This is a genomic window from Blautia sp. DFI.3.45 (genome assembly GCF_020593505.1).
In the GTDB taxonomy this organism is placed as follows: Bacteria; Bacillota; Clostridia; order Lachnospirales; family Lachnospiraceae; genus Blautia_A; species Blautia_A wexlerae.
Window position 1 is genome coordinate 47,920 of the sequence record NZ_JAJDMI010000022.1, and the last position, 14,407, is coordinate 62,326.

Here is a 14,407-nt window from a genome sequence, read left to right on the forward strand (position 1 = left end):
ATTACTCCTTTCTGCCAACCACCATGGTATAGCCTATTTTTCTGCCTTTGTATTCTTTCTGCAGAAGCTTATGATCCTCGCAGCAGAATGAATCATTCCAGATTGCTTCCAGATAATATTCTCTCCAGAGAGCAGTCTGATCCTCCTGACAGAGAATCGTAAACCCTGTTTCTTTCACAATTTCCAGAAGATTGCCCGGATCCAGATCTGACAGCAAAAGAAATCCTCCCTTTTTCAGTACACGCCAGCATTCAGAGACTGCCTTTTTCTGATCTCTGCTGACAAAAAATGCACACTGGCTGATACAGAGATCCATACTGTCTGCTGCATACTGAAGGTCCAGAAAATCTCCCTGCTGCACCTCACTGCTTCGCGGAACAAGATCCACACCCTGCACATTCAGACCAAATGCTTTCATGATCCGCACGGTCTCTCCCTCTCCTGCTCCCAGATCCAGAGCTTTCATTCCTTTTTTCAGTTCTATGCTTTTCAGAAGATGAATTGTCTGCTCTTCCCTGCCGGGATGTCTGTTCATCTATTTATCCTCCAGTGCACGTTCCACTGCCAAAACCTTTCCAAGAGCCAGTTCTTCCGGAACATAGACAAAGCCACATTTGGGACAGACCGGCATCTCAACAGGAAAACCGTTCTCCAGATACATAAATTTTGCTTTTCCCTTTACAAGAGGAACCTTGCATTTCATGCAGGTCAGCTTTCCCTCAGGATCAATGGTATAATATGTTCTCTCTACTGCCATTACTGTCCCACCCTTTTCATAATATTCATTCTATGACTGTATGCTCTGCGTACCAGATACCCTTCTTCTGTTTCCACAAATCTCACCCAGAATGTAACATTTCCAAGTCTGCTCCTTGTCACCAGTTCTTTTGTCTCTTCATCAAAGATCGCTTCCTGATTTTCTCTGTAATCTGATAATACACGCTCCACATCGCTTTTCAGGATCATACGTTCATCCATCATACTGATGGCATCTTCTGTATATGCAACGGTATAATCTTTTTTCTCCATCATCAGTTCCTCATTCCATATATTTTTTAAAAGCTTCTCTTTTAGCTCAAGCCGGTTGTAGCGTTTCTCACTGATATCCGGCATATTGGCGGCATTTATACCATACAGAAGTTCCAGGATATGTCTGGATTCCCTGCCTTCCCTGACAAATCGGTCCCTGCATGCCATGCAGTACGTTATATATGGGCAATCGGATCGTTCCAGACACTTTTCTGTCATTTTATCTGCCATCTCTTTATTAGCGTAGGCAGTCAGTCCGCCGTATCCGCAGCAGGGAGACCGATCTCTGGAATATTCTGTATTTACAACAGTGCACCCCATATCTGCAAGAAGCTCTCTTATTGTATCCTGTGTCTGTGTATCTCCCCTGGCACCGCAGGCATCATGTATTGCAACAGGTATCTCCAGTCCTTTTGCCTGTCCGGGAAGTCCGATTTCCTTTAAGATCTCCCAGATTCCTGTGACTTTGGCGCCAAGACTCTCTTTTAACTGTTTCATACAGCTTGGACAGCCTGCTATAATCATAGGATCTCCCAGTTTTGCAAGCTCCTGCTTCAACTGTTCATTTACCTTTTCTGTCATTTCATAGCGTCCTGCCCATTCACTGATAGCACCACAGCATCCCAGCATCAGAGCAACACCGCCCTCTGTCCTCCTGCACAGATCCTCATATGCCTCTGTGACAACATCCGGCGCTATAGCTCCTGCCTGACATCCTGGGAAAAATACATATCTGCAGGTTTCATATCCCGGCTGAGGTCTGCATAAGAAAGCCTCCGAATTGGAGAACAGCATATCCATCAGTGCAAATTCATGAGGTGCCAGAGGCATTTTGTCTGTAGATACCATGTTTTCTCTTGCAGATTTGCAGACCTGGCTCATATCAAACCCATTTGGACAGGTTACAGTACACTGTCCGCAGAGTGAACAGGAATTCATCGGTTTATTCATCTGGTGATCTCCCATAATGATCTGGGTATTATTATAAATCTCACGTGCAAGAAGACCCGGATGCTTTTTATATTCCCTTAAATAGACACAGCTTTTCATACACTCATCACAGTGACACTGAATGCATCGCTTTGCTTCCTCAATAGCTTCTTCTTTTGAATATCCATCTGTGCTGCAGGGAATCTTTTTGGAGCCTTTCATCCCGTCCATATTTGTATAGAGCCTGGTGGTAACTGCTCCTTCACTGCCTCTGTTGCTGTGGGGCGAAAGATTCTGTACAAGGAGGTCTACAGTCAGGGCAGCTCTCTTTGCAGCAAAAGCTGCATCCATCACAGACCGGACCGGACCGCTGACAATTCCCGCCTGTTCTCTCAGCATGATCTCTGCGTCTGCTGTTTCCTCTGGAGCCAGCTTTTTGGCCACCTCCTCTGAAGCACAGACCACATCTGCCTCCTTCATTTTCGCTCTGATAAACGGAAGGTCAAGACTGCATCCGAATTCAAAGGAAAGGTCCATGGAACTGAGACGTTTTACCTCATTTTTGCGATCTGATTCCAAAAGCTCCGGAGCTGCTGCTGCAATATAGGCTTCATAATCTTTCTCCTGACAGTAAATGGTTGCAGGATACATCTTCTTTTCCAGTTCCCCTGCAAGAAACAGCGGGAACAATCCTGAGCCAAAGATCACAGCCTTTTTTTTCTTTCTGATACGAAATACACTGCTCCGTTTTCCAGGTTCCCCATATCGTACAATGGCACGCTCTACTTCACGTATGGATATGCCATCACCCAGCTCACAGAGTCTGCATTTTTCCTCACATGGTGCAGTACATCCGTTACAGAGGATCATGGGAAATGGTGTGATCTTTTCATAGATAGCCAGAGCTTTCTTAAAGTTTCCTTTTGCAGCATAAAACAGCATTTCTTTTGTATCTGCTTTGAAAGGACAGGCTGCAACACAGTACGCCGGCTGTTCATGAACACAGAGGCTGATCATATGATCCATCTCTTCCTTTGACATTCGATTTACGTGATAAACATGAGTGGAACCTCTTTCCTGTATATATGTCATAACCCGATACTCCTTTCATTTCCAAAGGGGAGACAGTCTCCCGTCTCCCCTTATTATATCACATGATAAAATTATACTGACAGTTATTTCTCAAGTTCCTTTAATGCTGCAAGAACCTTTTCAGGACGGGCAGGAACACGTGTGATACGTGCGCCTGTAGCATTGTAGATCGCATTCAGGATTGCAGGATGAGGAGCATCCAGCGGAGCCTCACCACAGCCGGCAGCACCGTAAGGACCGCTTGGGCGATATGTTTCATTGAAATGAAGTTCAATATCATCCGGCGCATCATTTGGATACGGAATGCCACAGTTCTTCAGAGAAGTATCATGGTTCAGATCCTCGAAATCTTCTGTAAGAGCAAGACCAATACCCTGTACAAGGCCGCCGTAGAAGTTGCCTTCTACAAGAAGTCTGTTCATGATGGTACCTACGTCAGCCACACAGGTGAATTTTTCAACTTTAACTTTACCTGTTTCTGTATTAACAGCAACTTCCGGAAGGAAGATCGTATACATGTAGGTTGCAAACGGATCACCCTGTGCTGTATCCTGATCGATCGGATGATCTGCACAGAAGGTTGTCACCCAGTTACCTTCATATTTTGTTGCAAGACCCTCAGCCACCATCTCATCATAAGTACGGAAGGTTCCGTCTTCTTTCTTCATGGCTGCCACAAGGTTTTCTGCTGCCAGACGACATGCATTACCTGACATAACCTGTGAACGTGATCCACCTGCAGGACCTGCATTAGGACATGTCTTGGTATCATTCATAACAAGTTTGATCTGTTCCGGTCTGATTCCTGCCTGACGAAGTGTTTCATGTGATGATACAAGAACCCCCATATCAGCGCCCTGTCCGTGATCTTCCCATGCAGCATACATTGTAACTGTTCCATCCGGATTCAGCTCTGCAAATGCGTTTGATGTATCAACACCATCAAGACCACAGCCATATACACCGAGAGATACACCGATACCATATTTGATCTTGCCATCAGAAGCTGCATTCTTTTCAGCCACACGTTTCTTAGCTGCTTCATACAGTGGACGAGCTGTCTTGAACAGTTCTTCTTCACAGTATACTTCAGGCGGATAACCTGTAGGGATCGTACTGCCTTCTGATTCTTTGTAACAGTTCATTTCACGGATATCGAAGGGGTCGATTCCCATCTTTGCAGCCAGAACATCTATCGCAATCTCAGATCCCATATAAGACTGAGGAGATCCGTAAGCACGGAATGCTGAACCCCATGCATGGTTTGTAAACACTGTTGTAGATTTGTTACGGATAGAATTGATTCCATAGCCTGCACCTGTAAACTGGGAAAGTCTCATTGTAAGCAGATCACCGAATTCTGAGTATGGACCATGATCCACATAGTTATTGCCCCAGAGTGCAAGAAGCTTACCATTTTCATCTGCTGCAAGCTTGATATTCATAAATGCAGGGGATCTCTTTCCTGTATAAGTAATATTCTGGAACTGATTAAATACCAGAGACACAGGACGTTCAAGGATCTTAACAGCAGCGCCGATCAGAGCCTCATTTGTAGGAGAGAACTTGTAACCAAAGGTTCCTCCTGCATGGTTTTGAACAATTCGTAAGTTCTCCATTGGCACACCGATACCATCAGCGATCATAGGCATATGCAGATGGATACCAATGGATTTGGAATGAACAGTTATCATACCGTCTTCGTCAATGTAACCATAACCGCAGTCCGGCTCAAGATGAAGATGAGGCTGACGTGAACAGTAAGATTCGATCTCAACCTGCTGTGAATCCGGAATGCTGTCCCAGTCAAAATCAGGACCCTTGATACAGTTTGTCTCAAAGAATGCGTTCGGAATACCGGGATGAATCTCTGCCGCATCCGGTGCGATGGCATCCATTGCATTCATATATGCAGGAAGCTCTTCGATCTCAACTTTAACTGCTTCTGCTGCTGCCCTTGCATGCTCTTCTGTATCAGCAGCTACGATGGCAATCGCATCACCAAACTGGAAGATTTTTTCATCGCAAAGTACAGGACGTTCGAAACCGTCTGTCTTGTTGTGTTTTGGAAGCATTACAAGACCATTGATCTTATTGGTTCCGCCTGCTGCCTTAATATCTTTTGCTGTGATAACACGAACAACACCAGGCATACTCTCTGCTTCTGCTGTGTCAATATTGAGAATATTTGCATGAGAAACCTTTGCCTGTGTAAGAGCAAGGCGAAGTGTTCCTGATGGCATCTTTAATGCATCATCTGCACCAAAATCCCAGGTACCTGTTACCTTCTGTGCTGCTGACGGACGGATATAATTTGTTCCAACAATAGAATCACCTGTCTGTTTGAACACAAGGTCTTCCTTTGTCATCTCGCCGCGCATAACTGCTGCTGCAGCCATAGTAGCATCGATCAGCGGCTTATAGCCTGTACAACGGCAGAGATTACGCTGTTTGTTAAACCAGTCTCTTACCTCCTCACGGGTAGGACTTGGATTATTGTCCAGAAGCACTTTTGCTGAAATAATAAATCCCGGTGAACAGAAACCGCACTGTGCGCATCCATATGCCATCCATGCAACCTGGATCGGATGCATATCAGAAAGTGTTCCCACACCTTCAATGGTTGTGATCTCTGCATGATCGGGAACACGGCTCATCTTGTAGATACAGGATCTTGTGACTTTTCCGTTCATAATAACATTACAGGCTCCACAGTGACCTTCACCGCAGCCAATCTTACATCCTGTAAGAAGAAGGTGATCACGGAGCACCTGCGCCAGTGTCTCATCCTTATCAAGAATAAGTATTCTCTCAACACCATTAATCTTCAATGTCTTTTTAATCATGTCCCATTCCTCCTTTTAAAAAAATTCATTTCAATCTTACTGATCTTCAGGCTTATGTGTTCCGCACGAATCATGGTCAGCTCCCCTGCCTGTCAGATCTTTCAGTCTCTCTATTCCTCTGGCGGAATAGAAAACAATGGAAGAGCTGCTCCCGTCCAGATTCTCACCGCTGAGCTTTAAAACATTTGCATTCTCATAATAATCGATGGGAAGCGTCCGGCTATATACAACCCCTGTACGCTCATCTTTTACCTGTACAGTAACTTCTTTTGCGGTAATCTCAAAAATCTTATCCATAAAAAAGTTCTCCTGTCCACGTTATTTTATATATCCATACTACCATAATTTTGCACAATTATACAAATTACAAATAATTAATAGTTGGCTATTTTATATATTGCAGACAATTTTATTTTGTTTTATTTAAAATTTTAACTATTTTTATTCTTTTATATGTTATAATAATATCAAATTTGTATAATATCATTGAAAGAAGGAGGTATCTAAATGCAGACAGGCGCCCTCATCGTGGCTGCGGGGAAATCATCACGAATGGTAGACTTTAAACCCATGCTTCAGCTTGGCTCCATTTCCATCGCACAGCGCGTGATCAATAATTTCCGGCAGGCCGGAATCTCCAAAGTAGTAGTGGTAACCGGATATCATGCAGATGTTCTGGAATGCCACCTGGCTTCCAATAATGTAGTCTTTCTTCGAAATGAGAACTATGCAAACACTCATATGTTTGATTCTGTCCGAATCGGACTTGAGTATCTGAAAGACAAAGTGGATACGGTGCTCTTTACACCTGTTGATGTTCCGCTGTTCACAGCCCAGACAGTCACTCAAATGCTCTCTCTGGGGCGTCCCCTTGTAACTCCGGTCTGTAATGGCAATCCCGGTCATCCCATTCTGATCCGTTCCACACTGATTGATTCCATCCTAAGTGATGACGGAAAATCAGGACTTAAAGGTGCTGTGGATAACTGCGGGGAACCCATGTATTATCTTAATGTAAAGGATCCTGGTATTATTCATGATGCTGATACACCAGAGGATTATGCTGAACTTCTCCGCATACACAACCAGAGTCTGATCCGTTCTGAAATCCATATTCAGCTAGCCCGGGAAAAAGTTTTTTTTGATGAAAAACTCTATTCGCTGCTTACACTGATCCATGAAACAGGATCTGTCCGCGATGCCTGTGAGCGCATGCACATTTCCTATTCTACCAGCTGGAACCTGATCCATACCCTGGAATCACAGCTTCATGAACCTCTGATCATCAGAAGCCAGGGCGGTACAAGGGGAAGCCATAGCGAACTGACACCATACGGCGAAGAATTTCTGAAACGATATGCCCGTTTTTCAGAAGAAACACGTTCCTGTTCAAAAAAAATATTTGAAGAATGTTTCGGAGGGTTTTTAAATGCGTAACCTTTATCTGGTCCGGCATGGAAAACCACAGTATCCGGATGAACATTCTTACTGTGTAGGACAGACAGATTTCTCTCTATCCATGCTTGGACATCTGCAGGCAGTCCTTCTTAATGAAGAATTGTCCGATAAAATATCAGGGGTATACTGCAGTCCTTTGTTAAGAACTGTTGAGACAGCAGGCCATATGGCACCTGAGCTTCCACATATCATTGTTTCTGATCTGTCAGAACGAAATCTGGGAGAATGGGATGGCCTTTCTTTTGATGAAATACGCCAGAGATGGCCGGACATTTATAAAGCGCGTGGGAATAACCCTGATCATCCGATCCCGGGAGCAGAAACTCCTGCTGCATCTGGTTTTCGCTTTTCGCAGGCAGTTCATAAGATTCTTTGCGCTTCTGAAGGTGATATTGCAGTGGTAACTCATACAGATGTAATCTCTTCTTATTTACATGCATTACATTCTGATATGTACAGCAGGCAGCAGTTTCGTCTGCCCTGCGGCTCTTACTATCATCTGGAAGTGAATGAAAAAAATAATATTTCTTTCTCTGATCCCAGTTATATACTGCCTCATCCTGAATTAAATGACGGACTATGTCTCAGGCTTCGCAATGCTGTTTCTCTGCCCCGTCATGTACAAGCTCACAGTGATGCTGTTACTGAACTTGCCTGTTGTTTATGCAATATGCTGGAATCCAATGGTTATATCTTTGACCAGAAGCTTGTTCGCTCCGGTGCACTTCTGCATGATATTGCCAGACTTCAGAGGCATCACACAAAAACAGGCGGTGAACTTTTCTTACAGTTAGGTTATCCTGAGATCAGCCAGATCATTTCACAGCACCATGGTCTGTTGGAAGCCACGCTGGATGAAGCAGCTATTGTATTTCTGGCTGATAAACTGATTCAGGAAACACAGCGTGTAACCATAGAAAAAAGATTTGCCGACAGCATGAGTAAATGCAAAAGTCCGGAAGCTCGCAAAGCTCATGAGCAGCAGTTAGAACAAGCCCGCAAACTGCAGGACATTATACAATCACTCTGCCATATCACGCTTTAGTTCAGGCGGGCAGACGTACACAACTGGAGCAGAAAAATCACTTAATTTAGTTAGGAGGTATTTTATTATATGAGAACATTATTTCAGACAATAAAACAACAATTCCTGGAGGGAAACGATCTTGTACTTGTTTCCGTTACAGCATCCTCAGGGTCTACACCAAGAGGTGCCGGTTCCCGCATGCTGGTCGGAAAAAACGGCAGAATTTCCGGAACCATCGGAGGTGGAGCTGTAGAATATCGTGCTGAATGTATGGCATTGGATATTCTTGAAAAAAAGGAATCCTGCGAGCATGAATTCCGGCTGAATCATAAAGATGTTGAAAATATTGGTATGATCTGTGGTGGTGATGTTACGGCCTTTTTCCAGTATCTTGATCATAACGATCCGATTATTATGGAAATCACGGAAACTGCTGAAAAATTCTATGAAGAGCGAAAAGATTTCTGGCTGATTTGCGATCTTCTCACCACCTCCGGTGTGAGCCTTTACAGTCCTGCATGCGGTCTCATCGGAACTGCCAATGTTCCTTCTTCTGTATTATCTTCTTTGTCTCTAAAGCCACACCGATATCACAGTGAAGATTATGATCTGTTTTCTGAACAGATTGGAACCTCAGGAACTGTCTATGTATTCGGCGGCGGACATGTCTCACAAAAGCTTGTCCCAATCCTTGCAAGCGTTGATTTTCGCTGTGTTGTCCTGGATGACCGGCCGGAATTTACAAATCCTGCTCTTTTCCCAGGAGCAGTTGAAACAATACTTTGTGATTTCAACCATCTGGACCAGTATGTTTCTATTACAGCTGCTGATTATTGCTGCGTCATGACACGTGGACATTCCTATGATACCATTGTACAGGCACAGCTTCTCGCTACACCTGCATGTTATATAGGCGTCATTGGAAGCCGTGCAAAAAAAGCTGCTGTATTTCGCCGTCTGATTGAAGAATACAACATTAATGAACAAGATTTAAACCGTATCATCTCACCTATAGGACTGGAGATCAAAGCAGAAACACCGGCTGAAATCGCCATCTCCATCACAGGACAGATGATCCAGGTTCGCGCTGACAGAAAGGATACATCAAAATGATGGCAAAATCAGTATATAAAACTGTAATATTTGGTGCCGGACAAATTGGACAAATGACCGCAAGACTTCTCAGCAGTCCCTGTCAGCTCCTGTGCTTTGCTGATAATGACCCCCATAAACACGGATCATATATTGGAAATATTCCAGTCTGTTCTCCGGATACTGCAGCAGCACTTCTCCCGGATCTGGTCATCCTGGGAGTTCTGGATGAAGAACGGCGCAATTCTATGATAAAGCAGATGGAAAACTTAGGTTATCACGGACCTTTTCGTGATCCCTCCGTCCTTCGCATGTTTGACGCACGGGTTGCTGTTATGCGTCTTTTATCTGAGCAGATCTATCAATTGGATATTCCGGGAAATGTTGCAGAACTAGGTGTTTTTCGAGGTGAATTTTCTTCCCTGATCAGTGCAGCCTTTCCAGACCGAAAAATCCATCTTTTTGATACTTTTGAGGGCTTTTCAGAAAAGGATATCACAATAGAAGCCTCCGGTAATCTGTCCCGTGCCAAAACAGGTGATTTTTCTTCTACTGATATTGACTCTGTTCTTCATGTTATGCCTGATCCTACACGTACTGTGATCCACAAAGGATGGTTTCCGGATACCTTTTCCGATGTCACAGATGAAACTTTTTGTTTTGTATCTCTGGACGCAGATCTCTATGCTCCAACTGCAGCCGCACTTCCTCTGTTCTATGAACGCCTGGCCACCGGAGGAGTTCTCCTGATCCACGATGTGTACAGTACACAGTTTTCCGGATGTCGAAAAGCGGTCGGGGAATTCTGTCTGAAAAACCATCTGTTTGCAGATCCTGTATGCGATCTGCATGGAAGCGCAATGATCCGAAAATTATAAAAAGAAACGCCGGAACCGGTATTTACCGGAACCAGCGTTTCTTTTTCATTTATTTATTGTATAGCCCTTTTCCACGTCCATGCCTAACCTTTATAAAGTTCCTTTCAGAACATTTTCCAACTGTTCATCGGACAGATCAACATGATAAAAAAGATCGAAAAATTTATGTATTTCTTCATTGATATCACATTTAATATATTCCGGATAAATCAATGCTGAGAACCATCGCATACCGATCAGACGATTTGGTCCTGCCGGACGATCCACCCAGCTAAACGGTGCATTAGGAGTTCCATAAACCTTTTGGTCCTGTACTGCTTTTAGTGAAGCATAATCAGGATTGCTCAGGATATCTTCTGCTGCAGAATTTCCGCTTTTATCTGCCTTTGGTTCACCATTTACAACAATCACATCCGGATCCCATGCAAGAAGCTGTTCTGCTGAAATCTGAACACGAGATCCATCTCCCAATTCCAGATCTGCAACATTGACTGCATTGATGGCATCAAGGATCTGTGCATGCTGGGATCCCCTGGGTGCAGTTTCCAGTGAATCCTCTCCATTACCGAAGTATACACTGACTTTCTTTTCTTCTGGAATATCTGAAAGTGCATTAATATCAGTAAATACCTGCTCCGCATACTGAGCAAGCTCTTCTGCATGATCTTCTACGCCAAGAAGTTCGCCCATAAAACGAAAAGCTTCCGCAGAATTATTAAGCTCATTGTCTACTGCAACAACCGGAATTCCAAGGCTTTCTGATAACGCATCGCAATCAGAAACCATTGTATCATTAATCTTTCCACTATTAATAGCAATTGTAGGATTGGCAGCAATTACTGCTTCATAATTGACAGCATCACCCATTCCAAAATTAGGAAGATCCTGATATTTGTCCAGAATAATAGATTTCTCAACATCATTCAGTTCATAATTCCACCCAAGAAGCTTATCCGGTGCAACCATATACAGAAAAATTGCAGCTACCGGACCTGCTGAAAAAACAGATTCAATATTTTCTGCTGCAGGGACCGTTACTTTTCTTCCTGCCATGTCTGTGATCTCACGGGTTTCAGCAGTTTCCTGCGTGGCATCCTGCTCCCCACTCTGCGCCTGCTCTTCAGTAGCAGCCTTCGTTTCAGAATATCCTGTTAAAAGACTGACTGACATCACCAGACATATAAGCAGAGCCAAAAGTTGTCTGTGCTTTTTCATAAACTTTCTCCTTTCTTTTCTCCGCATTACTCATAATTGACGCTTATTGAAATTGACTATACAATTTTTAAGTATTATAATGTATATGCGAATAGTTTTTAAAAACAATTCGGTTTTTCTGAGTATAACACCGTAAATTTGATCAGTCAAGTTACAAGGATGAATGATTATGAATCTGACAGCTAATGAAAAAAAAGCAGCTACTGCCCGGCAAAGACGATATGTTCTGCTGTTGGCGGTTATGCTGGTACTTTTGTTTATCATTATAGTACTCTCATTCTGGGTGGGATATTATCCGCTTACACCAGTGCAGGTACTAAATGCATTTTTATCAAAATTTGGTTTTAAAGGAGATATTTTACCCCAGGCAGTTACCATATTCTGGAATATCCGTCTGCCCCGTATTCTGTCTGCTTTATTTATTGGTGCTTCCCTCTCGGTAGCAGGTGCAACCTATCAGGGAATGTTTCGCAATCCACTGGTATCTCCGGATATCCTTGGAGTTTCTTCCGGTGCAAGTCTCGGAGCTGCTTTTGCAATTTTAAACGGAGCTTCCAACTGGATGATTCAACTTTCTGCTTTTGCAGGTGGTGTAGCCGCAGTAGCCGCATCCTATCTTATCAGCCGAAAATCCGCACATTCCCAGACTCTCAGTCTTGTTCTGACCGGAACTATGATCATGTCACTCTGCAATGCCGGTGTCACAATGATCAAATATGTGGCAGACCCTAATGATGTTCTCCAACAAATTACTTTCTGGCTTATGGGCAGCTTAACCAAAACCACAACCAAATCCTTTTCCTGGAGTGTTCTTCCAATGATCATTGGATTAAGTCTGATTTTTATTTTTCGATGGCAGATCAATCTGCTGACTTTGGATGAAGAAGAAGCCAAAAGTTTAGGAATCAATGTGCGTAAATATCGTCTGATTTTTATAGTCGCTTCCACATTACTCAGCGCCGCTGCTGTCTGTCTTGGAGGATTGATTGGATGGGTCGGGCTGATGATCCCCCATCTGGCACGTGCACTGGTTGGCGTTGATTACAGAAGGCTGATACCTGCAAGTGCGATCCTTGGCGGCGGATATCTGATACTTGTTGATGATATTTCCCGTTCCCTTTTGTCCATGGAACTTCCACTTGGCGTTGTCACAAGTATCATGGGCGCCCCCTTCTTTATCTATCTTATCATCAAACGAAAGGAGCGCGCGTAATTATATGCTTCTGGAAATTGAAAATGTTTTTGGCGGTTACGGCAATGGTGATATTTTAAAAGGTATCAGCTGCAGCGCAGACTATGGTGATGTGCTTTGTCTGCTTGGTCCTAATGGTTGTGGAAAGACCACTCTGTTCCGCATGATATTAGGTTCCCTTCCTGTTTCTAATGGAAAAATAAAGATAGCCGGAAAAAATATTAGTGACTTTACAACCAAAACACTGGCAAATATGATTGCATATATTCCCCAATATCATTCCCCTGTATTTGCCTATACAGTTCTTGATATAGTAATTATGGGGCGTGCTTCTCATTTCTCCGCATTTGAAACCCCAAAAGAGCCTGATCAGGAAGCAGCTTTTGCTGCCTTGGAGAAAGTAAATGCCCTGCCTCTTGCCAACAGGAAATATACTTCCTTAAGCGGAGGACAAAGGCAATTGGTTTTAATTGCCCGTGCAATCTGTCAGTCTGCAAAAATCTTCATCATGGACGAGCCAGCCGCCAATCTGGATTATGCAAATCATCAGCTTCTCATGGAAGTAATTTCAGGGCTGGCCAACCAGGGATATTGCATTATTATGTCAACACATAGTCCTGAGCATCCCTTTTCCGTGGGAAACAAAGTTCTTCTCATGAAATCCGGAAAGGTTATGGGATTTGGCTCTCCCAAAGAAATCATTACATCTGAAACCTTACAATCTGTTTACGATATTGAAATGGATGTGATAACTACACACGACCGCTATGGCCGTGAACGAACTATCTGTTTACCGGTAAACAGCTCAGCCAAAACAGTTCATGAGAAATGATACGTGGGTTACAATTATGGAACTATTATAAAATAAAATGAAATGGGACTTTACTATGACTCAACATATATTTTTAACTGGTAAAAAACACATTGGAAAATCTACATTGATCCAAAAGATATTGGATGATTATAAGAAAACCGCTGATGGATTCCTGACTGTCCGCACAAAAGACTATCTAAAGAATCAGTATTCAGTTCATATGTACCATCTAAAAGAGAAGGAATTCCCAAACGAATCTAATCTTTTGTTTTTATGCGGAAAAACAGATGAACACACTGCCGATACCTTTGATCTTCTTGGATGCAATATTCTTTCCATGTGTTCTGACTGCTCTTTAATTGTTATGGATGAACTTGGTCCACATGAAGCAGACGCTACTTTATTTCGTAAAAAAATCTTAAACCTTTTGGATGGGCAGACTCCCATTTTAGGGGTATTACAGGAACCTGCAGAATCTTTCTGGCCTGAAATTGTAAATCACCCAAAGGTTGAAATCATTACAATTTCTGAAGACAATCGGAATGACAGAGCTTTACTCAATTACATTCAATGTAAAATTTCTTCTCCTTAATGATTACTCCCGGGGCTATGCCATCGGAACTAACCAAAGGGTCAAGTAGCCTTGTCAAGTAAAAAAATAACCGCTAGAAGCCTTGATTTCTAGCGGTTTTACGTGCGTTAGAGGTTGCTGCGTGCCAGTGGCACGCGTTTAGCAACGACCGGAGCGAAGCGTAGATCGAACCCGTTCGAGTCCGACCCCAATGTGGTCAACCTAGCGTCAACTTAGGGACATATTAGCAAATAGCCTCCAAT

Annotated in this window: 13 protein-coding genes; 7 read left to right on the forward strand and 6 right to left on the reverse strand. The window is 43.3% G+C overall.

The window, feature by feature from the left end; translation table 11 throughout:
- Position 1: 1 nt before the first annotated feature.
- The 5 genes from LJE09_RS09540 to LJE09_RS09560 form a co-directional block, all read right to left on the reverse strand.
- The gene (locus LJE09_RS09540) at positions 2-535 is read right to left on the reverse strand and encodes a class I SAM-dependent methyltransferase (RefSeq protein ID WP_022380795.1); all 534 of its coding nucleotides are present in this window, start codon (positions 533-535) and stop codon (positions 2-4) included.
- Positions 536-757, reverse strand: a complete 222-nt coding sequence (locus tag LJE09_RS09545; RefSeq protein ID WP_005427475.1) for a DVU_1557 family redox protein — start codon at positions 755-757, stop codon at positions 536-538.
- Positions 757-3,051, reverse strand: a complete 2,295-nt coding sequence (locus LJE09_RS09550) for a pyridine nucleotide-disulfide oxidoreductase/dicluster-binding protein (RefSeq protein ID WP_055059914.1) — start codon at positions 3,049-3,051, stop codon at positions 757-759. Before LJE09_RS09550 ends, LJE09_RS09545 begins: the two co-directional genes overlap by 1 nt.
- 83 nt (positions 3,052-3,134) lie before the next feature.
- The gene (locus LJE09_RS09555; protein WP_055059913.1) at positions 3,135-5,897 is read right to left on the reverse strand and encodes a molybdopterin-dependent aldehyde oxidoreductase; all 2,763 of its coding nucleotides are present in this window, start codon (positions 5,895-5,897) and stop codon (positions 3,135-3,137) included.
- A 36-nt stretch (positions 5,898-5,933) separates the two neighbouring features.
- Positions 5,934-6,194, reverse strand: coding sequence for a hypothetical protein (locus LJE09_RS09560; protein WP_008708070.1), 261 nt, complete (start codon positions 6,192-6,194; stop codon positions 5,934-5,936).
- A 210-nt stretch (positions 6,195-6,404) separates the two neighbouring features.
- Here LJE09_RS09560 and LJE09_RS09565 point away from each other — a divergent pair, with 210 nt between their 5' ends.
- The 4 genes from LJE09_RS09565 (at position 6,405) to LJE09_RS09580 (ending at position 10,352) form a co-directional block, all read left to right on the forward strand.
- Positions 6,405-7,334: an NTP transferase domain-containing protein gene (locus tag LJE09_RS09565; protein WP_055059912.1), complete on the forward strand. Its 930-nt coding sequence runs from the start codon at positions 6,405-6,407 to the stop codon at positions 7,332-7,334.
- Entirely contained in the window at positions 7,327-8,400 is a 1,074-nt protein-coding gene (locus tag LJE09_RS09570; protein WP_227311250.1) for a histidine phosphatase family protein, read from the forward strand. Before LJE09_RS09565 ends, LJE09_RS09570 begins: the two co-directional genes overlap by 8 nt.
- Before the next feature lie 69 nt (positions 8,401-8,469).
- Positions 8,470-9,495: an XdhC family protein gene (locus LJE09_RS09575; RefSeq protein ID WP_055059910.1), complete on the forward strand. Its 1,026-nt coding sequence runs from the start codon at positions 8,470-8,472 to the stop codon at positions 9,493-9,495.
- Positions 9,492-10,352, forward strand: coding sequence for a TylF/MycF/NovP-related O-methyltransferase (locus tag LJE09_RS09580; protein ID WP_008708066.1), 861 nt, complete (start codon positions 9,492-9,494; stop codon positions 10,350-10,352). The genes LJE09_RS09575 and LJE09_RS09580 overlap by 4 nt, the downstream gene beginning before the upstream one ends.
- Positions 10,353-10,442: 90 nt before the next feature.
- On the opposite strand, the gene LJE09_RS09585 is transcribed toward LJE09_RS09580, so the two are convergent.
- Positions 10,443-11,567: an ABC transporter substrate-binding protein gene (locus LJE09_RS09585; protein ID WP_025578957.1), complete on the reverse strand. Its 1,125-nt coding sequence runs from the start codon at positions 11,565-11,567 to the stop codon at positions 10,443-10,445.
- Between the two features lie 169 nt (positions 11,568-11,736).
- Between LJE09_RS09585 and LJE09_RS09590 the strand changes: the two genes are divergently transcribed.
- Genes LJE09_RS09590 through LJE09_RS09600 form a run of 3 tightly spaced genes read left to right on the forward strand, consistent with a single transcriptional unit; the run spans position 11,737 to position 14,165 of the window.
- Positions 11,737-12,780 (forward strand): FecCD family ABC transporter permease, encoded by a 1,044-nt coding sequence (locus LJE09_RS09590; RefSeq protein ID WP_025578959.1) that lies wholly within the window; start codon positions 11,737-11,739, stop codon positions 12,778-12,780.
- Between the two features lie 4 nt (positions 12,781-12,784).
- On the forward strand, positions 12,785-13,591 hold the full coding sequence (locus LJE09_RS09595) for an ABC transporter ATP-binding protein (RefSeq protein ID WP_025578960.1): 807 nt from the start codon (positions 12,785-12,787) through the stop codon (positions 13,589-13,591).
- A 55-nt stretch (positions 13,592-13,646) separates the two neighbouring features.
- Positions 13,647-14,165 (forward strand): nucleoside-triphosphatase, encoded by a 519-nt coding sequence (locus LJE09_RS09600; protein ID WP_227311252.1) that lies wholly within the window; start codon positions 13,647-13,649, stop codon positions 14,163-14,165.
- Positions 14,166-14,407 lie beyond the last annotated feature (242 nt).